Here is a 19,694-nt window from a genome sequence, read left to right on the forward strand (position 1 = left end):
TTGCTCAAGCTGCTGCCCGCTGGTCTGCCCCGACCGCCTGGTCGAGTGCCTGCGAGAGATCGCGGATGATGTCGTCGGGATGTTCGATGCCGACCGAGAGCCGGACGTAGCCGGGCGTCACGCCTGTCGCGAGCTGGTCCTCGGGCGAGAGCTGCGAATGGGTCGTGGTCGACGGATGGATCGCCAGCGAGCGCGCGTCGCCGATGTTGGCGACATGATAGAAGAGCTTCAGCCCGTTGATGAAGCTGCGGCCGGCCTCGCGCCCGTCCTTCAGCTCGAAGCCGACGAGAGCGCCGTAGCTGCCGTTGCGGAAATAGGCATCTGCGCGGCGCTTGGCCTCGCCGGTCTGGTATCGCGGGAAGATCACGTTCTTGACCTTCGGATGGCCCTTCAGGAATTCCGCGACGCGGATGGCGTTCTCGCTGTGCTGGCGGATGCGCAGCGGCAGCGTCTCCAGCCCCTGAATGAACTGGAAGACGTTGAACGGGCTGATCGCCGCGCCGACGTCGCGCAGCAGCACCGTGCGGATGCGAAGCACGTAGGCGACCGGACCGAGTGGCTTCGCCGCCTCGACCCACACCTTGCCGTGGTAGCTGGGGTCAGGCGCGTTGAGCGTCGGGAAACGCTCGGGATGCTCTTCCCAAGGAAAGTTGCCGCCGTCGATGATGAGGCCGCCGATCGAGGTGCCGTGTCCGCCGATATATTTGGTTGCCGAATAGACGACGACGGCCGCCCCGTGGTCGAAGGGCCGCACGATGAGCGGTGCCGCCGTGTTGTCGACGATCAGCGGAACGCCGAGCGAACGGCCGATGTCGGCGACCTCCTTGATTGGGAAGAGCTGCAGCTTCGGGTTCGGCAGGGATTCCGCATAATAGGCCTTGGTGCGGGAGTCGGTGGCGCGGCGGAAATTCTCGGGGTCGGCCGGATCAGCGAAGCGCACCTCGATGCCGAAATGCTTCAGCGAGGCGGCGAACAGCGCCCAGGTGCCGCCGTAGAGGTCGGTCGAGCTGACGATGTTGTCGCCGGCGCCGGCGAGATTGAGCACCGAATAGGCGGAGGCCGCCTGTCCGGAGGACAGCGCAAGCGCCGCAGCGCCGCCTTCGATCGCGGCGATGCGCGTCTCGAAGGCTTCCTGCGTCGGGTTGGAGACGCGGGTGTAGATGTGGCCGACCTCGTCGAGCGAGAACAGGCTGTCGGCGTGCTCGGTGTCGCGGAACTGGTAGGAGGTGGTCTGGTAGATCGGCACCGCAACCGCCCCACTGGAGGGGTCGGCGCGGTAGCTGCCGCCATGCAGGGCGAGCGTCTCCGGAGCGAGGTTTTCGAGCGTCATCTTTTCCTCCTGGTCAGGCCGCGGTGGCCTTGGGTTTATTCTCGGCGTCGAGCAGGTCGGCATGGTGGCGCTGGGCCACATCGGGGTGCGAGCGCAGCCGACTCTTCAGCGCGTTCTGACCCGAGTTGCGGAACAGCGGATTGTTGGGATCGCGGGTGACGCCGGTCGCCTCGGCCTTCAGATGCGGCGCGAGATCGAGCACCGGGATCTCGGCGTCGAACGGCGCACCGAGGAAGAATGCGACCGACAGCCTGTCGCTTCCCGCCGGCGGCGTAACGACCCGGTGCACGGTCGCCTTCAGATAGCCGTCGGTCGCCATTTCCAGCAGCTCGCCGACATTGACCACAAAGGTGCCTGGGCGGGGCTCCGCCGCGATCCAGCTTCCGTCGTCGGCCTGCACTTCGAGACCCTGCTGCCTCTCCTGCAAGAGCAAGGTGAGGAAACCGCTGTCCTTGTGCGCGCCGACGCCTTGTTCGCTTTCGGTGGAATCTCGGCCGGGATAGCGGATGATCTTGATCAGATGGTTGGGCGTGCCGGCATAGATCGGCTCGAAGACGTTCTCGTCCTGCTCCAGGACGATCGCGAAAGCCTGCAGCAGCCGTGTCGAGAGTTTTGTCAGCTCGTCCTGCCATTCGAGCAGGATGGGCTTCAGCTCGGGCAGCGCGCTCGGCCATTGGTTGGGGCCCTGCAGCCGCGTCCAGGCGGGAAGGCCTTTGTCGAAGGGGAGCGCCGGCGCCTCGGAGCCGATGTCGACCTGCTCGCGCCAGTCGCGCTGGCCCTGGGTGAGTTCCTGACCGACCCGGTTGTAGCCGCGGAAATGCGGCGAGTTCACCATCTCGATCTCAAGCTTCGCCGCCTCCGGCAGCGCGAAGAAGCGGCGCGACAATCCAAGAACATCGTCGATCAGCGACTGCGGCAGGCCGTGGCCTTCAAGGTAGAAGAAGCCGACATCGCGCACGGCGCTGCGGAGCTGTTCCAGAAATGCGCCCCTTGCGGTGGGACCGGCATCGAACTCTCTGAAATCGAGAACAGGAAGAGCGGTTACGTTGCTGTTCGACATTTCGAGGCTCCGGCAATGACGCTTCAAATGCTGTCACCTCACCAGCCCTCGTTACAGGCACGCCAAATTTGCACGCATTGCTTCCGAGGGAATAATTTGGTCGATAGCCGCGTGTTCCGGAGCAGAATTTTATAATGTCTATAACCTAACTATACTTTGGCCTGCACATCACCTGGCGATGTCCCCTGCCTAACGGCCACCTCAAAGTGGTTTCTACTCTCGCGTGCGTCGCTGCCGTCGCATCGGTGTGTCAGAAATTCGCAGTCTGATCGAAGCCCCCCGACGCAAAACCGCCTGCTTCTATCCGGCCCCCCATCCTGGTCAGCTGCGCTGAGGAGAGGTCTGTGGCTACTGCCTGGAGTCCGTTGTTCAGCAGCTGCACTTCGTCCAGGCTGACGATGCTGCGGCCGAGGTAGATCACCCCCGCCCCCGCGCCTGTCCTCTTAACCCGGGTGATTTGAGTGAAGGCATCCTTGCCGCAGCGCTCACCGCTTCACGGCAGTGCCTCGACAGATTTCAGACGCGGAGCAACCGGCTTAGTTGGCGTTCAGCAGGAGCGCGTCAACGCCGCTCACTCTTTCGGCGCCTCGCGTGGACAGGTGATCCGCCAGGTCGTGCTGCAGAGCGCCCTGCCCTCGATCATCACCGGCGTCCGTATTGCGCTCGGCGCCGGGTGGTCGGCACGGAGGCTTGACATCGAGGCAGTCAGCCAGCGCGGGCAGCGAGTTTACGGCCAACGCGCTCAATGGCATCGATGACGGGCAGGAGTTCGCGGCCGAGAGCCGTCAGCGCGTATTCGACCGTGGGTGGTGACGTATCAATGACACTGCGGGTAATGACGCCTTTATCCGCAAGCGCACGCAGCCGCGCGCTGAGCACCTTGGCCGAGATGTTCGGTATGTCGCTCCGCAGCTCGCTGAAGCGGCGCGGGTCGCCGGAGAGGTTCCATACGATGTTCGGTGTCCAGGCGCCGCCGAGGAGCTCCATGCATTGCTGCAGCGGACAGGGCTGCGGCGGACAAGCCGGCAGAGGCGGCACCTTCGATTTCCTGCGGCTGAGCACCATTATCGCACTCCAGAAGTTACCGGGAGGAAACTCCTTTCTTCAGTTACCAAAGGTTATCTCATTTACTTTGGTAACCGCAACTTCCTAGATGCGCGGCGAACCCGTTGCTCCGAAGAGGCCCGCCATGAGTGCAGAAACCCTTCTTCCGTCTTCTGCATCCAAGAGGATCCATCGATACCGATGGCATGTGGCGGTGCTGCTCATCCTCGCCTTCATGCTGGATCTTCTGAACGTCACTATCGTCAATGTCGGCCTGCCGGCGATCCAGCGCGACCTGGACGCAAGCGTCAACGAGGTTGGCTGGATTTCGGCAGCCTATCTCCTGGCCTTCGCGGTCGCGCTGATCACGGCGGCCCGCCTCGGCGATCTCTGGGGGCGCAAGCGTGTCTTCCTTTGCGGCGTGGCCGCCTTCGCGGCGACGGGCGTCTGGAGCGGACTTGCCGGCAGCGCCGCCGAGTTGATCGCCGCGCGCACCGCACAGGGGCTGTCCGCGGCTCTGATCGTTCCCCAGGTCATGAGCATTCTCTACGGACTGTTCGACGACAAGGAACGCACAGCGGTCTTCGGTATCTTTGGTCTCGTCGCGGGCCTTGCGCAGACTGGGGGACTGCTGCTCGGGGGGCTGCTGGTCACCGCCAATCTTGGCGGACTCGGGTGGCGCACGATCTTTCTCGTCAGCGTGCCCTTTGCCCTGCTGCTGACTGCAGTTGGCGCATGGCTCGTGCCGGAAAGCCGGGTTGATGGGGCGGCGCGGCCGCGATGGCTCTCGGCGGCCGTCCTGACCGCCGGGCTCGTGGCGATCGTCTTTCCCCTGCTCGAGGGGAATCGCTACGGCTGGCCATTCTGGGGCTGGGTGCTGCTTATCGCAGGACTTCTTGCACTCGCGGCACTGGCTTTCATGGAAGACAGAAGGCCGGCATGGCGGGCTGGAGCGCTCCTGCCCCTGCCCTTTTTCCGTCCTCGTACCGTCAGGGCAGGGATCGCCATTCTCGTACCAGCCTTTGCCGGCTTTAGTGGTTTCCTGCTCGTATTTGCGCTGTGGCTGCAGGACGGGCAAGGCTATTCGCCGCTGCAGGCCGGACTTGTCACCGTCGCGTTTTCCGCAGGCGGCCTCGCCATGGCACTGTTCGTCGGGCGCCTGACCATGCGTTTTGGGCGCATGGTTGTGCTTGCCGGCTGTCTGGCGGCGGCGACTGGTGCGCTCGCCGTGCTCGGCGCCGCGCTCCTGGGGCTGCATACACTGGGGCTCTGGTCTCTGGTGCCAGGCCTGTTCCTATTCGGCGTTGGCATCAACATGGTCATGCCGCCGCTCACCAGCCTGTTCCTCTCGGCTGTGCCGCCGGACAACGCAGGCTCGGCCTCCGGCATTTGGACCACAGCGCAGCAAATCCCGGAACGTGGGAGCAAACTCTTGCCGCAGGCTCCATTCGGACGATTGCGATCATTGGCGGCGGCGCGAGCGGGGTGCTGATGGCAGCGCACCTGTTGCGCGCTCGAGTGCCCGGCCTCGAGATCATCGTCGTCGAGAAGCAATCTGACCTCGGCCGCGGCCTCGCCTACTCGACCTCCCTGCCCGACCATCTCCTGAATGTTCGCGCATCGAACATGAGCGCCTTCGCGGATGATCCCGATCACTTCGCGCGATGGCTTGCCGGGCGCGGCATCAATGTAGCCGATCCGTCGACGTATTTCGCGCCTCGTCGGCTCTATGGCGACTACCTCGGAGAGTTGCTGGACGGCGCACCCGCCCGAGTGAAACGCGCCAACAGGCTCAGCATTGTCGACGACGAATGCGTCGAGATCATTTCGCACGGCCCACAACTCGAGTTGCGCCTTGCAGGCGGCTCGAGCGCTGTCGCCGACCGCTGCATTCTCGCGACGGGGCACGACGTGAAACCCTATCGCGGCGAATCCTTGCTGGCGCCGCGCGGAGCAGCGCAACGAATGCCGTCCGATCCGTCCGACCCAGTCCTGATCATCGGCACCGGCCTCAGCATGATCGACACCTGCCTCTCTCTCGTTCTGCGAGGGCATGTCGGCCCGATCTTTGCCGTGTCACGCCGTGGCCTGCTTTCGACCGTCCACGGCAGGACCACGCCAATCGAAATCGCGCGAGCCGATATCCCGCTCGGTGCCGGACCGCGGGAATTCGTCCGCTGGTTCCGGGCACTCGTGCGTTCGACAGAGACCCGCGGCGGAGACTGGCGTGATGTGGTCGACGGACTTCGCCCGCACAATCAGTCGATCTGGCAGAGTTGGTCCGACAGCTCCAAACGCCAATTCTTCCGGCACCTGAAGGCCTGGTGGGACATCCACAGGCATCGTATGGCGCCGCAGGTTCATGAGCGAGTTTCAAGGGCGATTGCGGACGGGCAACTGCGAGTGATTGCCGGCCGGATAGTTGACGCGAAGCCCATCGCAAACGGCTTCGTCGCAATCTTGCAGCGTCGAAACAGCCAGGTCGCAGAGGAATTCAGAGTTACGCGAATCTATGACTGTGCGGGCGTCATTGCAGATCCGGAAAAGAGCTCGAACCCTCTCATCCAGTCGCTTCTGGCTTCAGGCATGGCACGGCCGGACCCGCTTCACATAGGCATCGACGTCTCGCCAGAGGGTGCGCTCATCAGTAACGACGGAACTCGCGAAGATCGCATCTACGCTGTAGGCCCGCTTACCCGAGGCAGGTTTCTCGAGATCGAAGCGATTCCGGACATCCGCGTCCAATGCCAGCGGCTCGCGACCGCCCTGCTTGATCTGCCGGGAAGGTTCCGTGCAGCCTAGAGAGTTGTTCCGGTTTCTGCTCTCGCGCGTTGGCAGCGACTGGACGGACGTGCACCGCGAAGCTGTATCACAACTCGACGATGAGGAGCCCATCTTTTGGCTTGTTGCCCGCAATGAGGCGGAGAAGCGCGCCTCGGTGCGGCCGGGCGAGAACTCCTATTACAGCGGCTTGTATATAGACGAGAACAATGGTCTGCGAGAGCAACTGGATATCCGCAAGGCACTCCCGGAGAGCTAAAGCCAGCCTTTGTTGCCCCGACAAATCCCGGCTATGTCCCTCAAACCAGTTACTTTCCGCGCCCGCATTGGACTTAGCAATCCACCCGTTGCGAACGTCGTCGGCCAGTGGTTAGCCCGTGAGGCCGCGGCGAAGGAACGCAAGCCGCTGAGAAGGATCGGGAATTCAACGAGGCGATGTTGGTGGGTGTGCACAGGATCGAACTGTGGACCCGCTGATTAAGAGTCTCATCGTATCTGCTGGAATTTCAATCGCATAGGGCCTGGTTGCCTGTAAAATGCGGCCCGAAAAAGCCGAACAAAACCAATGCCACCCTATGCGAATTGTAAAACGAGGCCCCGAATAGTTGCGCCAGGTAAGGATAATAGTTTCCGGCTTTATGGAGGCAAAGAAATCGGGTCCCGAGAAATCCGGGGCGGCCTCGGCGTCTGCTGAGCACGTCAACCTGGCTCGACATGCTCGGTTACGTCCAAGTGAAAACGTCGGCCCGGGAGGGCCGGCGCTCGACACGCAGGGGCATTAGATCTCAGCAGCCCGTTGGCTTAATGATGCTCATTGCAGTACTCCTCGTTTCGGATTGATGGACGGGGCGATGCGGGTCCGGAAATAGGCAAGATCCGGATCTTGCGCGGGATCAACGAGCGACCAGCCCTTATGGTCAAGATCTCTGAACTCGGGCCAGCGCGCGACCAGCGCCTTGAACGCGCTCGCGCACACCTTTCTCGCTTCCGCGTTCTTGCGGGCATTGTCGACCTTGGCGGCATAGGCCGACCCCGAGGCGATCACGTTGAGCGCCGCCGACTGCAGCCGCGGATCGTGCATCGAGCGGGCATACGCCCGGGCGGCCTCGTCGTGGTAGCGGTAGAGCGCGCGCATGTCGTCGGCGCTCAGCATCGCGCCCAGCGCCGGCACAATCCCCGTCCGATGCAAGGCAAGAAGCTGCAGGATTGCAGCCTTCTGCCTGAGCACGCGGCCGAGAACGCGCCGAATCTCCTTGTCCCGCGAGCGGCGAACGGCTTTCTCCGCCTTGTCGATGTCCGCCAGACCGAAAAGAAGGCCTTCCGCCAGCGACAGCCCGGGCAGCGGCACCTTGGTCCATGCGGCAATGGACGTATACCGCGCGCGCAGGTACCGGGCGCCGACTGGATCGTCGCTCTCGTCCGGATCCATGGCCTTCAGATAGAACCAGTCGTGCTCGAACCGGCGAGTGAGGTCGATGCGATCCTTTTGCTGACCGCGATTGACGTCCGCCTTTTCGAAGTCGACCGTCAGCGCCAAATCGTCATCCTCGATCCGCCGCGAAAAAGTAGGAAGGCCGAGTTCGGCCTCCACTAGCCGGGCGAGATTAAGGGAGTTCGCACGGCTGAAACTAGCCTCCGGAATCCGATAGACCCGCCCAAACGTGTTTACGTGAACTCCGATCCTGTCCGCGATCACCTGTTGGCTCGGAATGAGATCGTGCGCGATCTTCGCGTAGCAATGATCTGAGATCTGCGTAAGGGACTCGGACAAGGCAACCTCCCTTCAAATTCGGATTACGCAACGTCCCGAGAGATTGTGGCGAAATCATGCTTAACATGGGTGGCGCAAGCCCACAAATGTTCAGAATTGTTGTGTAGCTTAATATTTTGTATTGTTGTGTACACATCTTTCCACCAAAAATGTTCACACAATTCTCGAGATATTGCTGCTTTGCTGTAATTTTGACTTTCTATATTTCAAGCAGCAAGCCTCGATTTCGAGGTGACGCGAGACGTTCTACCTACAAGGAGAAAACATGAAGAGCTCCCTTAACCTCGCCGCGGCCAGCGCACTGGCCCTTGTCGTGGCTTCGCAGGCCTTCGGTCAGGCACAATCGACCAATCCCCACCAGCCCGGCGGACCGCCCGAACCCAGCCCCGGCGCTCCTGCGATCCGCACCTATCCTGGCGCCGTTGCCGTACCGCTGCCCGACGGCCGCATCCAAGGCGGCGCGACCTACCGCAGCGACGACCTCAATGTGGATGTACGCGGTTCGGTCTCCCCGAACGGGGACGTAAGCGGCAATATCAGGGCGACGATCAACCCGTTGGAGCCCACCAGACCTGCAGAGCCCCCGATCGAGACGCCCAAGATCGGCGAGCCCGAGCCCGGCCCGGGTTATCCGGGCTTCCCGAATGGGCTTGACGTCCCGCCTGACGCGCCTGGATCCTCGTCAGAACCGCCGCCCGCCGTCGAACCTCCGGCTCCCGCGCCGGAGCCCGAACCGTCAATGGAACCGATGGCTCCCGAGGCGGCACCTTCCGAGGAAGGTTCGTCCTTCGACGGTGGCGACTCTGGGGTTGACTTCGAGTAATCCCATCCGCGGGCGCCGCTCCAGGCGCCCGCACCTCCCCACCAACAGAAGGCAAGAGGCTACGCACGTAGGTTAACTTTGGCGCATTGCAGTTGATCAGAGGCTAGCCTTTTCATCACCTTTACCTTACCTCGCCGGCTCGTCGCGCCAGATCACCTTGCGGATCATCCTCGTCCCGACTAGGCGCCTGACGATTAGCCCCTCTAACTCCCGGCCGGTCGGAATCCAGAACTCGACCGATAGCCACTCGTTGCTGCTGCACTTCTCGCAGCGCATCCTGTTGCGCACGCCCTCTGTCCCGACGTCGCCGACGAGTTGCTTCAGGTCTCCCGGATCATAGAACGCGCCGGATATTGCAGCTGCCGCAGCGCACGCGCACCAGCCTGCCCTGGTGGAAGGCGGCAAGCAATGTGAAGGCGTATGGCCCTCGCGATTCCCCGTTCTGTTCCGGCACGAGAACGAAATAGGAACAAATGCCTTGCCTCGTCAATCGAGGGGTGGCATGCTTGAGGCGAATTGAACGAGGCCAGACATGACCAACCCTGCCAATCCGCGGGAGGGCGAAGCTTTGCCCGACCGGTCGGCCGTCGACATAGCGATCGAGGAAGCTGGCGGCGACCCGCGCCGTGCGATCGAGGCGCTCCTTTGCGAGGTCGACCTGCTAAGCCGTCGCCTGGCGCTGGTGCAGGGCGCGACGTCTTATGGTTTCTCTCGCGGCTGGGCTCGCCAGAAGGATTTATCATGCCCGGAAGACGGACCGGTGAGCTGACCTAATCGGCAATCGACCGAGCTTACCCATATCAGGTGGCGCTGCCTGAGGATCTCTGTTGCATGCGCAACTACACGCTGATCGTGGAGTTCTGTCGGGCCCACGGGCTTGATTACGAGACGCGTCAGGTGAAGGCGATCTGGTCGCCAAGCAGGCAGGAGGATTATCGCCTCCACTGCTTCACCGACGCTGCGTCCGCGGAGTTGTTCAGGGATTATTTCGGCGGGGTGATGTTCAATCCCAAGTGCGACCGGGAGAATGGTCGCGCGCAGGGAGCTTGGCATAGGAAGGATGAATATAGGAGGATCCTTGAAAGCGGGCCGCTGAGCGTACCGGAGATCCTGCGGAATTAAATCATGTGCGGACGCTTTACCCGATACCTTACCTGGGGCGAGATTCAGCAGCTCTACCGGCTGACAACGGATTGGGAGCGGCAGCGCAACGACGAGCCAGGCTATAACATTGCGCCGACCGAGACCGTGCCTTTCGTCACGGCCGGCGAGAACGGCGCGCACAAACTGCGCGAGGGTCGCTGGTGGCTTGTGCCGTGGTGGGCAAAGGAAATTCCCAAGCAGGCCATGTTCAACGCCCGGATCGAGACGGTCGACACATCCAACGCATTCAAAGACGCCTTCCGGGAGACCCGTTGCCTCATCCCGGCCGACGGCTTCTACGAATGGACCGTGAACCCCGGCGACAAGGGCAAGGACCCTTGGCACATTTTCCTGCCTGACCACCGGCCGTTCTCGTTCGCGGGCCTCTGGGCCTACAACAAGAAGCTCGACATCACGAGCTGCACGATCATCACCATGGATGCCGGCGAGCCGATGCGGAAATTGCATGACCGCCAGCCGGTAATCCTCGACCGGGCCGTCTATGACGCTTGGCTCGACCCGTCGACGCCCATCGAGGCGGTCAAGCCGCTGCTGGCGCGAAATCTCGATGGCGAGCTGCGTTTCAATCCCGTCAGCCGCGCCGTCAACCAGGCTAAGAATAAGAGCTCTGAATGTATCGAACCGATCAACCCGCTTTGACCATGGCCGAAGATCTCGCGGCTGCGAACGCCGCAAGCTGTGTTCGGCACCAGCACGCCGCAATCTGGGCGGCAATCGACCAGATAGCCGCCAGCCGACGGATTTCCGCGTCTCGACTCTCGATCCTGGCCGGCCGGGATCCAACAGCGTTCAATCCCTCGAAACGAGTGAAAGGCGAGGAATTGCGCTGGCCATCGACGGAGACGATCGCGAAGGTGCTGGCGCTGGCTGAGATGACCTATTCGGAGTTCGGCACCCTGGTGGATGAAAACATGGGCGACGCTTCGCCTTCCTCGCTGGCCCGTCGCGCCAGGTCACTTGCGGATCACTCTCCTGATGATCATCACTTCCAGGCCACTCCCGTCCAGGGCGGTCAGACCCTAGTCTTCGTTCTCTGCTGGAATTGCAGTATATTGTGCGCACCTAGTTCGTTTTGACGGTTGCGTTATGCCATGTGGATTTACGTTGCCAGGGAGTCGCAGTGCGACCAAGCTTCTGTTGGACCTGCACACACGGTTTGCAGAATTTGTCTGAACGAAGATCTTGAGCCGTCTTTCAAGAATTCACAGAGAATTGGAGGGTCATGCATGAAACGCACCACTTCCCTACTCATGGCGGCTGTTTGCCTCGGCTTCTGCTCAGTAGCTCGATCCGATAATTTCCCGCAAGTGGACTCCCGCGCAGAATGCCAAGGAAGACCTGGAGGCAGCTATTATGTTGCTGTCTGTCTGGCCCGAGAGGAGCGAGCCAAGCGCGAGTTACGGCCAAAATGGAGTGCACTCCCAACCGAAATTCGGCAGCACTGTTTTTTTAATGTCCAACCGTCGTACGATTCTATGGCAACCTGCGTGGTTGCAGACGTTGTTGAGCTTAAGGCCAAAAAAGGTCAGTGTAATAATGGTCCTTGCGGCCCAGATCCGGAATTGGATCCTTTAATACCAAACATTCCTATCGGAGACCCCGACGTTGCGCCATTTCCGCGCTGGGATGTAATTGTTGGGTGCGGCAATTCCTTAATAGCAATTGGTATGAAGTCTGACGTAGGTCTCTGTATCAGTGACGAAACCCTCGCCAAAGCGCGGCTGGCGCTTTATTGGAACAGCCTTCAAGGCGTCCTCCGCTACGATTGCCTGGAGCGTACCGCTGAAATGAAGTCTTATGACCTGTTAGGAGCCTGCATAAAAACTACATTGATCAACGCCAAGTAACGGAGTCAGGTGCGCTTCCACTTTCAATATACAACAGGCCAAGCGTGAGATGTCGGCGTCCTTGGCTGCCCAACTAGTCCGGGCACGATCCGACGGCGTTCAACCCCTCGAAGCGCATGAAGGGCAAAGAACTGCGCTGGCCCTCAATGGAGACGGTCGCCAAGGCTGGCTCTGGCCGGGATGAGCTATGAGGAGTTCGGGGGCGAGGGTCGACGCGAAGATGGGTCAGGGGATCCATGGCTGAACATCCTATTATCGTTCCTGACGTTCCACGCCCGCCAGCCAACAATTCAAGCCCATTGGTGCCGGTATCCCGGCTGCAAATGGGCCGGCTTCGGCTTAGCCGGGCAAGACAGCGCCGAGTCGGTCTATCCTGACCGAGATCGGCCTGGCCTGATCGCCAGTCTTCAGTTTTCATACAGTCACAGCAGCTCACCAGAAAACGAAATTTCCTACTCACAGGCGCGCACATTTATGCGATCAAAGCACCTGGGATTGTAAGGTAGGTGTTTCGGAGCTCTTGAAGTGAAGCTGAGATCAGTAGCCCTCAGAAACGTGCGGAGTTTCTTAGTCCGACAAGAGCTCCGGGTGGAAGGCGACATTGGAATCTTGGTTGGGCCAAATGGAGGCGGGAAAACGAATCTGCTTGACGCTCTGATGATATCAATGCGGCGGCACATCACTCCTCCCGTGTACGAGCAACACAGTCCAACTGAGGAGGAGCCAAATCGCTATTTCTTTGCCGATAATGAAGCTGTGAATCGCCTCGTATTAGAACGTCACGCCAAAGCCAAAGGTGAAGACCAGCAGGTGATAATCATCCAGTTGGAGGCAACACCTACCGACGTTGCCAACATGGCGACTATGAAGAGTGAGGTCAAAGTCGTGATGGCCGGAGAGCGCTACCGTTTCGAAGGCGGCGCAATCGCAGACGCTGTGAACTGGGATTTGGCAGTGATCAGGCCAGGAGATCGCATCAGCCTGATGATCAGCAACGGTGCTGTCGTAACCAGTACGCCTGCCGAGCAACTCTATCTCTCGTATCTCCATGCGTTTGAGCAGGACAGCTTAGCCCGGCGCCTGAATGGAAAGAAGGACCTTCAAACACCGCTGCTTTATTTGCCTGTAACCCGGTCGGCGAGCGAGGTGACATCTCAGGTGTCCCTTGCGGGAATTAATGCCTCGGACTTAAGGCGGCAGACTGACGTCATGTCTTCGCGAAATCCCGGAGAAATCTCGGCGCGCGCCATCGCGACGATCGCCCAGCGTCATCGGATCCTTGAGCAGGAATATGGTCGCGCTGCGCTCGAGAAACTGAAAGAAGAGGACAACATGATGCGCCTTTCCCAGGCGCTGCGTGAACTAGGTTATGACTGGGGTGTTGAGTGCCTAAATCCCGATACCAACACCTACACGATCAAGCTGCAAAAACAGGGCTCAGACTTCCTAATCAGTAGCGCCTCGTCAGGCGAGCGGCAGCTCCTCACATATCTGCTTTCGATATATGCGCTGAATGTGCGCGATGCCCTCATTGTAATTGATGAACCCGAGTTGCACTTGCACCCCAGATGGCAGCGTTCACTTTTAAGGCTGTTTGAAAAGCTCGCGGTGGACACTGGCAACCAGTTTCTGATGGCTACGCATTCTCCTACATTCATTTCGCCCACGTCGGTTCAGTATGTTTCACGTGTCTATTCGGAAGCCCAGGAGAGCCGCATAGTTGGGCTCAACCCTGGTGGTTTGCCGAGCATAAAACACCAGTTCGAAGCCATTAATAGCCAGAACAACGAACGAATTTTCTTCGCCGACCTAGTTGTGCTGGTTGAAGGGCCAAGCGACAGGATGGTCATAGAACGCCTGCTGGCCGAAAGAGAAGCAGCCGGAGCTAGCGGGGCAACGGTGGAGGTTGTTGCCGTCCACGGCAAAATGATGTTCGCGCACTATGCTACTCTGCTGGATGCGTGCCGTGTTCGCCATGTTCTAGTGGCGGACCTTGATTATGTGCAGCAGATCGGTGACGACGATATCAAAGGTCTGCTTAGGCTGAACGCCAGGAAGATAAAGGACGCCATCGGTGATCCAAGCAGCATCGACGGCGAAACGATTGTGCGGATGATCGAAGACTCAATCGCCGCGGGACGATGGGTCGGGAGTCCTGAGGAATGGGAACGAATAAAGGCATATCGAACCAAACTCGGCCAGAACCTCTCCGAGCAAGAGCAAGGCCGGCTCGAGGCCTTCATAGGATCTCAACGGCAGAAGGGAATCTATATTCTTCGGCGCGGCGCTCTAGAAGCGTACTTGCCCGCCGGTTACGGCCGCAAAGATATCGACAAGCTTATTGAACTGGTAAACGCTCCCGATTTCGAAGCGCGGTTGCCGGAACCCAATCGCAACGAATTGCTAGGCATTGCCGATGCGATTGAGGCTTTGCGTCAAGAGATCTCCAATAATGGCGTTAGAGTGAGTGAACCGCCGGCGCCTAAATAAACAGTTCTACCAGCCGCGCGTGCCGGAGCGCACCCTCGCCGCGCAAATGCAGCACGCGGCAGAGCAATCTCGACTTGATCCACTCGGCCGGGAAGCTCTTCTTCGGCTCATAGCCCTTAGGCATCCGCCCGCCACCCGCCGCGGCGAGCTCGTACAGCCGATCTCGCTGGCCACGAGGTAGCGCGATGAACGCCGAGCCGACATAGCTGCCGTCCTTTGGCGAGGCCATCACGGCATAGGAAGGCTTGCCCCGCTCGCGCTGGATGCCGGCGACGATCAGTTCAGATTCCTGATAGCACTTGGTCTTCACCCAGGCCTCGGTCCGACCACTCCGCTAAGGCGCATCAGCCCGTTTGGATACGATCCCCTCGAGGCCGAGCTCACAGGCATGGTCATAGTAGCGGGCGCCATTGCCGACGATGTGCTCGCTGAATTGGATCGGCCCGCCGGATCGGCCCGCAAGAAGCCCCTCCAGCCGTTCACGGCGTCCCCTGCACGGCAGCTTTCGCAGATCCTTTCCGTCGAGGTGGAGCAGGTCGAAGGCGACATAGACCAGCCGCCCCGGAGCCGAAGACATGGCATTTCGAAACGCCTCGATGCTGGTTCGGCCGTCATCTTCGAAGGTGACAACCTCGCCATCGACGATCGCGCTCTCCACCGCCAACTCGGCCGCGGCCTCGATGATCGGCTGATATTTTCTAGACCAGTCGGCGCCGCGCCGGGTGAAGGCGCGCGCCCTGCCCTGCTCGATGATCAGCTCGGTGCGGTACCCGTCATACTTGATCTCGTGCAGCCAGTCGGGGCCGGTCGGAGGCGTCTCGACCAGTGTGGCTAATTGAGGCTCGATGAATTTCAGGGCAGCGACCTTGGCAGGCACGTTCGCTCCCCTCCCTGCAAACCCGATACCCCGCGCATCTCATCGCGCGTCGCTCCCTCGGTACCCGGTGCACCAGTACCAGGGGGAGCTGGCGGGGCAATAGGTGCCGGTGTCCACAAACCGCGGGTTTCTGCCGTGGGTTGAGCCTGTGGACGTGCATGCCGTGAGCGACGCGACGAGCCCGGCAAGGCAGATCAAACTGCGCATGACGATCCCTTTGCTTCTCAAGCCGACGATCATCCTCGTAACATGCCATAGGCCCGGATGTTCCGGAACCAAGTAGCTGGCGAACGGCTTTCCCTGAGGAAACGACAGGAGAGCGAGAATGGCCGACGACAAGTCGAAGCAGGACAAGCGCGATCGCGACCGGGTCGCCGGCGATGAGGACTACGAAGTGCGCTACTTTGCCAATTCGAACGGCATTTCGGTAGACCAGGCGCGGGAGCTCATCAGGAAGCACGGCAATGACCGCAAGACGCTCGAGCGGGAGGCAAAAAGCCTCAAAGGGTGACAGCGCGGCAGAAATCTGTCCGAACTGCAAGGGTCAGCGCTGGGTCTGCGAAAACCATCCCCGCCTGAGTTGGCCAGAGGAATGTGCTTGCGGTGCCGGCATGCCCTGCCCGGTTTGCAATCTTGCCGAACCGCCAGAGATGATGCCGGGATTCATGCCGGACGTGGAGGCTGATTGACGGCCGACCCGATTGAGGCGATCAGGCTCCCTCGCCTTCCACAAGCTGCAAAGCAGCGCCGAAGGCCTTGGTCGCCGCCTTTGGATCAGCCTTCATCATGGCTGCGGCCAACTCTGCAAAACTATCGGATTCTATTTGCAATTCGATAATCGTGTCGCCGCCGCCTTTTGAGGGTATCGAGAAGCTCATACAGGTGGACTTACCTCCAAACTCCCAGAGGTATACCTCCTCCATCACGCGACGGCGATTGACATAGATCGATCTAGCACCGCGTCTCCAAATAATGATTGCCATCGATCCCTCCCGCATAATGGGCCGATCGAATCGTGTCCAGGCAACTTGGGATTGTCAACTGATCACTAATATCCACGTCGCCGCTGGCGAAGCTGATGGGGATGGCGACAAGCCCGGAAACGAAAAAAGGCCGGCGATGCCCCCCAAGGACACCGCCGACCAGACGACAGGGAAGCCAGCCCGGATTACCCGCCACTTTGCATTTTCGGGTATTAATTAATTGTCCGATTCGCTACGTGGCGCGGCATCGGGGATAAGGATCAGGGCGGCGGCTCGGCCGGCCTGAATCGCCGCACGATGTATTCAAACACCATATCGCTGATCCACATCGCGCACGTCCCGATCAGGAAAGCGCCAGCAAGCACTGATTGCGGATCTTCGCCAGGCATAGGCCAGCCGACGGCCTTGACGTAGTGGACAACTGGTAGCGTCAGATAGGCGGCTGCCAGCGCGCCGCAGACCGGCGAGAGCAGTACCTCCCGCACCTTCAGCTTCCGCCGCGACAGGGCGCGCAGAACGCCTCCCGCCCCGCCGGCATAGAGCACTGCCGGATCGATGCCGACCGACAGGAGGATGTCATGCAGGTTCATTTGCGGAGCCTCGAAATCAGCTCGCCACCAGCCTTGCCGATGAACAGCGAGGCGACGATCGCGCCCATCCATTCGTTGAGCGGTGGAGGAAGAGCGGCAATTGTCCAGGCTTGCGGCCAGGCACAGGACCGGCACCAGAGCACCGAATAGACGCACACCGCGCCGAACCAGAAGCCGGCCGGCACCAGGAAGAGAAGCGGGAACCACCACCCGCGGCCGGTTAGGATCGAGGCCTGCGCCTTCAGGTATTCGGCGACGACCTCACCCTTGATCCGCTCCCGCTCGGTTTCGTTGTTGACCCTGGCGTCGACGGTATCCAGGATGCGATCCAGCGCGCCGCCGGTCAGCCATCCGAAAAGCAGCTTGAATAGGGTTAGCATCTAGAGTTTCACCAGTCGGTCGATGCACAGGCCATTATGGCATTGACTTCCGCGCCCCTTGGGAATGCGACTTAGACGACGATGAACGTAGCCGATACGAGGCTCTTGTCGAAGCATTGGAAGCCGTGCTTGCCCTCCCTGCTGCGGATTCGGTGGCGTCGCTAGACGAACGGATGAAGGCGGCCGGAATGATCCCGCTGTCAGACCTTCTCGCCGGCAACACGCCCCTCGAAAAGTGGATGGCGCATACCGGCGTCCGCGACCTCGCCAGTTTCGAGGAATGGCTCACGATGAAACATCGCGAGTTCATGACTATGCGAATGTCGTATGAGCTTGGCGACAAAGACCAGAGCGACGAGCTTTACGAATGGGTCTTTGCGCACGCGGCTGCATTTGGCGAAGTGGCGGCGAACTTCCGAGCGATGAAAGAGCGCGCCTCCCGCGCGCCCGGCGCAGAAGCCCAGGTAGAGGCGCTGAGGAAGGCGCTGCAGCCGTTCTCCAGCTTCGCGGAACACGCAATCGAGCACTTGCCAGATGGTAGCGCGATCTGGGCGAATAGCAGCCGGGAACGAATCTGCGACTGGTTCGGCCCTTCGGACTTCGCCGCCGCCCTCTCCCTAAAGGAGGGTTGAGATGGGCATGGCAGAACTCATTCGCAAGGTGGACGGGCTGAGCGGGCCGGATCGGGAGGTGGATGCGCTGATCGCCACCGTGCTCGAGCCTCATCGGTTCGACGCGCCCGGTTTCACGCCGAAGCGGCCCATCCCACCATTCCGCTACGATCCAGCCGAAGGCGCGATCAGGTTCGAAGGTGGCGGCATCATGGATGTGCGGTTCTTCCCGCCGGTCACCGCCTCGATAGACGCCGCTATGTCTCTAGCCATCTCCAAACTCGACACTGGAGCCGTCGATATCGAAGTCTCCCACCGATCGGTTGGCGGCAGCGTCTATGGCCGCGCCGAGATTTGCGGGCCGCAATGCTACGGCGTAGCCCACCACATCAGGGGCGGCCCGGCGATCGCGCTTTGCATAGCCATCCTCCGGGCTGTGGAAAACAAGGACAGCGGGCATGAGTAGGGCGCGCACCTTTACGAAGGGCGAAATCCTGGATGCTGCTCGAGCGGCAGCAGAGACCGGCTTGAGCGCCCGACTATTGCCGTCAGGCGAAATTGAGTTCACCCATGGTGCCCGCAAGCGCGAGGTCCCGGTTTCGACGCCGGAGTCTGCGCTGGAGGGCTGGCTCAATGGAAGCGAAGCTGGTGGGCGTGCATAAGGTCAAGGCGAAGCTCAAGAGCGGCGCCGAGGTCACCTATTACTATGCCTGGCGTGGCGGCCCGAAGATCGAGGCCAAGCCGGGGACAAAAGCCTTCGTTCAGGAATTCGCCCGCCTCACGCGCGACCGCCCCCAGCCAACCGAACAACAGACGATCGGCTGGTTGATCAGCGAATACCAGGCCAGCGCGGACTATCAGAAGCTCAGGGCGAGCACGCGCCGCGACTACGAACGCATCATAGGCGCGATCAGGATCAAGTTCGGCACCTTCCCCCTTGCCGCCATTGAGGCAAAGGGAGCCCGCAAGGTGTTCCTGAACTGGCGCGACACGATGCGCGACACTCCGCGCTCGGCCGATCTGCACATTGTCGTTCTTGCTCGCGTCCTGTCATGGGCAAAGGACCGGGAGGATATCGCGCGGAACCCGCTTGAGGGGGTCGACAAACTTCATGAAGGCGGCAGCCGCAAGGATGTGATCTGGATGCCGTCGCAGCTCCGCAAGCTGCTTGACGAAGGCGTGTCGCATCTAGTGGCTGTCGCCAAGGTCGCCTTGTGGACCATGCAGCGGCAAGGCGACATACTGACGATGCCGACTATCGCCTAGGATGACGGGCGGCTCTGGATCACCCAGGGAAAGACTGGCGCCCGCATCAGGGTGATCCCCGCCGCCGAGATAAAGCCGATCCTGGCCGATGCGCAGGAGAAGAAGCGGCAACGCATCCTCTCCAACAGCTTCGGGGAGAACTGGACCTCAAGCGGCTTCCGGGCGTCCTGGCGCAAGGAGATGCAGCGGCTCGGTATCAAGGGCGTCACGTTCCACGACTTGCGTGGGACCGGCATCAGCTATGCCTACGCAAACGGCATGGACATCGAGCGAATTGCGGAAATTTCGGGGCATTCAAAAGCCGAGTGCGAGGCCATCATCCGCAAACACTACCTTGCCGGCGGCGACGTGATCGAGGCGATCCGCGCCGGAACGAAAGGCGCATAAACTGTAAAATGTCGGCCGAACTGTAAAATGGCCCCACAAAATTCCAGCTAAGTGCTTGTTTTTGGTGGGTGTGCACAGGATCGAACTGTGGACCCGCTGATTAAGAGTCAGCTGCTCTACCAACTGAGCTACACACCCACGGCCGGTGACGGCGAGGCCGCGATATAGACGGTGGCTGTGCCCATGTCCACCCCTTTTCCGCAAGGCGTTTACGCGGCCAGCCTGCCTCGGCGCAACGCCTCGGGCGACTTATCCCGCGCCTCCCGGACCGCGCTAACATTGACGGGGTT

Annotated in this window: 23 protein-coding genes, 1 tRNA gene and 2 pseudogenes; 16 read left to right on the forward strand and 10 right to left on the reverse strand. The window is 60.8% G+C overall.

The features are described 5' to 3' along the window. Positions 1-4 precede the first annotated feature (4 nt). Together SAZ10_RS02510 and SAZ10_RS02515 are read right to left on the reverse strand one after the other, a co-directional pair. A complete protein-coding gene (locus SAZ10_RS02510; RefSeq protein WP_318607576.1) occupies positions 5-1,330 on the reverse strand; it encodes an O-acetylhomoserine aminocarboxypropyltransferase/cysteine synthase family protein in 1,326 nt (441 codons plus the stop codon). Positions 1,331-1,343: 13 nt separating this feature from the next. Then, positions 1,344-2,390, reverse strand: a complete 1,047-nt coding sequence (locus SAZ10_RS02515; RefSeq protein ID WP_318607577.1) for an isopenicillin N synthase family dioxygenase — start codon at positions 2,388-2,390, stop codon at positions 1,344-1,346. Positions 2,391-2,917: 527 nt separating this feature from the next. Between SAZ10_RS02515 and SAZ10_RS02520 the strand changes: the two are divergent. Next, positions 2,918-3,070: pseudogene (locus SAZ10_RS02520) on the forward strand (ABC transporter permease subunit); the annotation flags it as partial. Positions 3,071-3,095: 25 nt separating this feature from the next. On the opposite strand, the gene SAZ10_RS02525 reads toward SAZ10_RS02520, so the two are convergent. Continuing rightward, positions 3,096-3,455: a helix-turn-helix domain-containing protein gene (locus SAZ10_RS02525; RefSeq protein WP_318607578.1), complete on the reverse strand. Its 360-nt coding sequence runs from the start codon at positions 3,453-3,455 to the stop codon at positions 3,096-3,098. Positions 3,456-3,579: 124 nt separating this feature from the next. On the opposite strand from SAZ10_RS02525, the gene SAZ10_RS02530 reads away from it, so the two are divergent. The 3 genes from SAZ10_RS02530 to SAZ10_RS02540 are packed head-to-tail and all read left to right on the forward strand — an operon-like array spanning position 3,580 to position 6,474. After that, entirely contained in the window at positions 3,580-4,926 is a 1,347-nt protein-coding gene (locus SAZ10_RS02530) for an MFS transporter (RefSeq protein WP_318607579.1), read from the forward strand. Further along, positions 4,926-6,236: an FAD/NAD(P)-binding protein gene (locus tag SAZ10_RS02535; RefSeq protein ID WP_318607580.1), complete on the forward strand. Its 1,311-nt coding sequence runs from the start codon at positions 4,926-4,928 to the stop codon at positions 6,234-6,236. Before SAZ10_RS02530 ends, SAZ10_RS02535 begins: the two co-directional genes overlap by 1 nt. Next, positions 6,226-6,474 (forward strand): hypothetical protein, encoded by a 249-nt coding sequence (locus tag SAZ10_RS02540; RefSeq protein WP_318607581.1) that lies wholly within the window; start codon positions 6,226-6,228, stop codon positions 6,472-6,474. Before SAZ10_RS02535 ends, SAZ10_RS02540 begins: the two co-directional genes overlap by 11 nt. A 552-nt stretch (positions 6,475-7,026) precedes the next feature. On the opposite strand, the gene SAZ10_RS02545 is transcribed toward SAZ10_RS02540, so the two are convergent. Next, on the reverse strand, positions 7,027-7,986 hold the full coding sequence (locus SAZ10_RS02545) for a hypothetical protein (protein ID WP_318607582.1): 960 nt from the start codon (positions 7,984-7,986) through the stop codon (positions 7,027-7,029). A gap of 265 nt (positions 7,987-8,251) precedes the next feature. On the opposite strand from SAZ10_RS02545, the gene SAZ10_RS02550 reads away from it, so the two are divergent. The 7 genes from SAZ10_RS02550 to SAZ10_RS02580 all read left to right on the forward strand — a co-directional run bounded on the left by SAZ10_RS02550 (position 8,252) and on the right by SAZ10_RS02580 (position 14,310). Then, on the forward strand, positions 8,252-8,809 hold the full coding sequence (locus SAZ10_RS02550) for a hypothetical protein (RefSeq protein WP_318607583.1): 558 nt from the start codon (positions 8,252-8,254) through the stop codon (positions 8,807-8,809). Positions 8,810-9,341: 532 nt separating this feature from the next. After that, positions 9,342-9,578 carry a hypothetical protein gene (locus SAZ10_RS02555; RefSeq protein ID WP_318607584.1) on the forward strand — a complete coding sequence of 79 codons (237 nt, stop codon included), beginning with the start codon at positions 9,342-9,344 and terminating at the stop codon, positions 9,576-9,578. Between the two features lie 62 nt (positions 9,579-9,640). Next, a complete protein-coding gene (locus tag SAZ10_RS02560) occupies positions 9,641-9,931 on the forward strand; it encodes a hypothetical protein (protein WP_318607585.1) in 291 nt (96 codons plus the stop codon). Between the two features lie 3 nt (positions 9,932-9,934). Next, positions 9,935-10,612, forward strand: a complete 678-nt coding sequence (locus tag SAZ10_RS02565) for an SOS response-associated peptidase (RefSeq protein ID WP_318607586.1) — start codon at positions 9,935-9,937, stop codon at positions 10,610-10,612. Next, positions 10,585-11,049 carry a hypothetical protein gene (locus SAZ10_RS02570; protein ID WP_318607587.1) on the forward strand — a complete coding sequence of 155 codons (465 nt, stop codon included), beginning with the start codon at positions 10,585-10,587 and terminating at the stop codon, positions 11,047-11,049. The genes SAZ10_RS02565 and SAZ10_RS02570 overlap by 28 nt, the downstream gene beginning before the upstream one ends. 150 nt (positions 11,050-11,199) lie before the next feature. Further along, on the forward strand, positions 11,200-11,820 hold the full coding sequence (locus tag SAZ10_RS02575) for a hypothetical protein (RefSeq protein WP_318607588.1): 621 nt from the start codon (positions 11,200-11,202) through the stop codon (positions 11,818-11,820). Positions 11,821-12,408: 588 nt separating this feature from the next. Further along, positions 12,409-14,310, forward strand: a complete 1,902-nt coding sequence (locus tag SAZ10_RS02580; protein ID WP_318607589.1) for an AAA family ATPase — start codon at positions 12,409-12,411, stop codon at positions 14,308-14,310. On the opposite strand, the gene SAZ10_RS02585 is transcribed toward SAZ10_RS02580, so the two are convergent. Then, a complete protein-coding gene (locus SAZ10_RS02585; protein ID WP_318607590.1) occupies positions 14,303-14,620 on the reverse strand; it encodes a hypothetical protein in 318 nt (105 codons plus the stop codon). The two genes, SAZ10_RS02580 and SAZ10_RS02585, sit on opposite strands and share 8 nt — an antisense overlap. A gap of 24 nt (positions 14,621-14,644) precedes the next feature. Further along, positions 14,645-15,187, reverse strand: a complete 543-nt coding sequence (locus tag SAZ10_RS02590; RefSeq protein WP_318607591.1) for a hypothetical protein — start codon at positions 15,185-15,187, stop codon at positions 14,645-14,647. A gap of 325 nt (positions 15,188-15,512) precedes the next feature. Here SAZ10_RS02590 and SAZ10_RS02595 point away from each other — a divergent pair, with 325 nt between their 5' ends. Then, positions 15,513-15,698, forward strand: coding sequence for a DUF3606 domain-containing protein (locus SAZ10_RS02595; protein ID WP_318607592.1), 186 nt, complete (start codon positions 15,513-15,515; stop codon positions 15,696-15,698). 199 nt (positions 15,699-15,897) lie between these two features. On the opposite strand, the gene SAZ10_RS02600 is transcribed toward SAZ10_RS02595, so the two are convergent. The 3 genes from SAZ10_RS02600 to SAZ10_RS02610 form a co-directional block, all read right to left on the reverse strand. Next, positions 15,898-16,170, reverse strand: coding sequence for a hypothetical protein (locus SAZ10_RS02600; protein WP_318607593.1), 273 nt, complete (start codon positions 16,168-16,170; stop codon positions 15,898-15,900). A 260-nt stretch (positions 16,171-16,430) separates the two neighbouring features. Continuing rightward, positions 16,431-16,760, reverse strand: coding sequence for a hypothetical protein (locus SAZ10_RS02605; protein ID WP_318607594.1), 330 nt, complete (start codon positions 16,758-16,760; stop codon positions 16,431-16,433). Then, positions 16,757-17,140, reverse strand: coding sequence for a hypothetical protein (locus SAZ10_RS02610; protein ID WP_318607595.1), 384 nt, complete (start codon positions 17,138-17,140; stop codon positions 16,757-16,759). The genes SAZ10_RS02605 and SAZ10_RS02610 overlap by 4 nt, the downstream gene beginning before the upstream one ends. Positions 17,141-17,256: 116 nt before the next feature. Here SAZ10_RS02610 and SAZ10_RS02615 point away from each other — a divergent pair, with 116 nt between their 5' ends. The 4 genes and pseudogenes from SAZ10_RS02615 to SAZ10_RS02630 form a co-directional block, all read left to right on the forward strand. Next, complete coding sequence (locus SAZ10_RS02615) at positions 17,257-17,772, forward strand: hypothetical protein (RefSeq protein ID WP_318607596.1); 516 nt, start codon at positions 17,257-17,259, stop codon at positions 17,770-17,772. Positions 17,773-17,779: 7 nt separating this feature from the next. Continuing rightward, entirely contained in the window at positions 17,780-18,217 is a 438-nt protein-coding gene (locus SAZ10_RS02620) for a hypothetical protein (protein ID WP_318607597.1), read from the forward strand. A 167-nt stretch (positions 18,218-18,384) separates the two neighbouring features. Beyond that, positions 18,385-19,017, forward strand: coding sequence for a hypothetical protein (locus SAZ10_RS02625; protein WP_318607598.1), 633 nt, complete (start codon positions 18,385-18,387; stop codon positions 19,015-19,017). Positions 19,018-19,032: 15 nt separating this feature from the next. After that, a pseudogene (locus tag SAZ10_RS02630) lies at positions 19,033-19,404 on the forward strand (tyrosine-type recombinase/integrase); the annotation flags it as partial. Positions 19,405-19,466: 62 nt separating this feature from the next. Here the strand turns inward: SAZ10_RS02630 and SAZ10_RS02635 are convergent. Further along, positions 19,467-19,542 (reverse strand) — tRNA-Lys (locus SAZ10_RS02635). Between the last annotated feature and the right edge of the window lie 152 nt (positions 19,543-19,694).

The organism is Mesorhizobium sp. BAC0120 (assembly GCF_033542235.1).
Taxonomy (GTDB): Bacteria; Pseudomonadota; Alphaproteobacteria; order Rhizobiales; family Rhizobiaceae; genus JAWRCU01.

Bases quoted from the DNA above. Each gene is read 5' to 3' on its own strand.
- SAZ10_RS02600 (WP_318607593.1), bottom strand. From the start codon at position 16,170: ATGGCAATCATTATTTGGAGACGCGGTGCTAGATCGATCTATGTCAAT.
- SAZ10_RS02565 (WP_318607586.1), top strand. From the start codon at position 9,935: ATGTGCGGACGCTTTACCCGATACCTTACCTGGGGCGAGATTCAGCAG.
- SAZ10_RS02575 (WP_318607588.1), top strand. From the start codon at position 11,200: ATGAAACGCACCACTTCCCTACTCATGGCGGCTGTTTGCCTCGGCTTC.
- SAZ10_RS02625 (WP_318607598.1), top strand. From the start codon at position 18,385: ATGGAAGCGAAGCTGGTGGGCGTGCATAAGGTCAAGGCGAAGCTCAAG.
- SAZ10_RS02510 (WP_318607576.1), bottom strand. From the start codon at position 1,330: ATGACGCTCGAAAACCTCGCTCCGGAGACGCTCGCCCTGCATGGCGGC.
- SAZ10_RS02595 (WP_318607592.1), top strand. From the start codon at position 15,513: ATGGCCGACGACAAGTCGAAGCAGGACAAGCGCGATCGCGACCGGGTC.
- SAZ10_RS02620 (WP_318607597.1), top strand. From the start codon at position 17,780: ATGGCAGAACTCATTCGCAAGGTGGACGGGCTGAGCGGGCCGGATCGG.
- SAZ10_RS02605 (WP_318607594.1), bottom strand. From the start codon at position 16,760: ATGAACCTGCATGACATCCTCCTGTCGGTCGGCATCGATCCGGCAGTG.
- SAZ10_RS02560 (WP_318607585.1), top strand. From the start codon at position 9,641: ATGCGCAACTACACGCTGATCGTGGAGTTCTGTCGGGCCCACGGGCTT.
- SAZ10_RS02515 (WP_318607577.1), bottom strand. From the start codon at position 2,390: ATGTCGAACAGCAACGTAACCGCTCTTCCTGTTCTCGATTTCAGAGAG.
- SAZ10_RS02525 (WP_318607578.1), bottom strand. From the start codon at position 3,455: ATGGTGCTCAGCCGCAGGAAATCGAAGGTGCCGCCTCTGCCGGCTTGT.
- SAZ10_RS02555 (WP_318607584.1), top strand. From the start codon at position 9,342: ATGACCAACCCTGCCAATCCGCGGGAGGGCGAAGCTTTGCCCGACCGG.
- SAZ10_RS02570 (WP_318607587.1), top strand. From the start codon at position 10,585: ATGTATCGAACCGATCAACCCGCTTTGACCATGGCCGAAGATCTCGCG.
- SAZ10_RS02550 (WP_318607583.1), top strand. From the start codon at position 8,252: ATGAAGAGCTCCCTTAACCTCGCCGCGGCCAGCGCACTGGCCCTTGTC.
- SAZ10_RS02535 (WP_318607580.1), top strand. From the start codon at position 4,926: ATGGCAGCGCACCTGTTGCGCGCTCGAGTGCCCGGCCTCGAGATCATC.
- SAZ10_RS02530 (WP_318607579.1), top strand. From the start codon at position 3,580: ATGAGTGCAGAAACCCTTCTTCCGTCTTCTGCATCCAAGAGGATCCAT.
- SAZ10_RS02610 (WP_318607595.1), bottom strand. From the start codon at position 17,140: ATGCTAACCCTATTCAAGCTGCTTTTCGGATGGCTGACCGGCGGCGCG.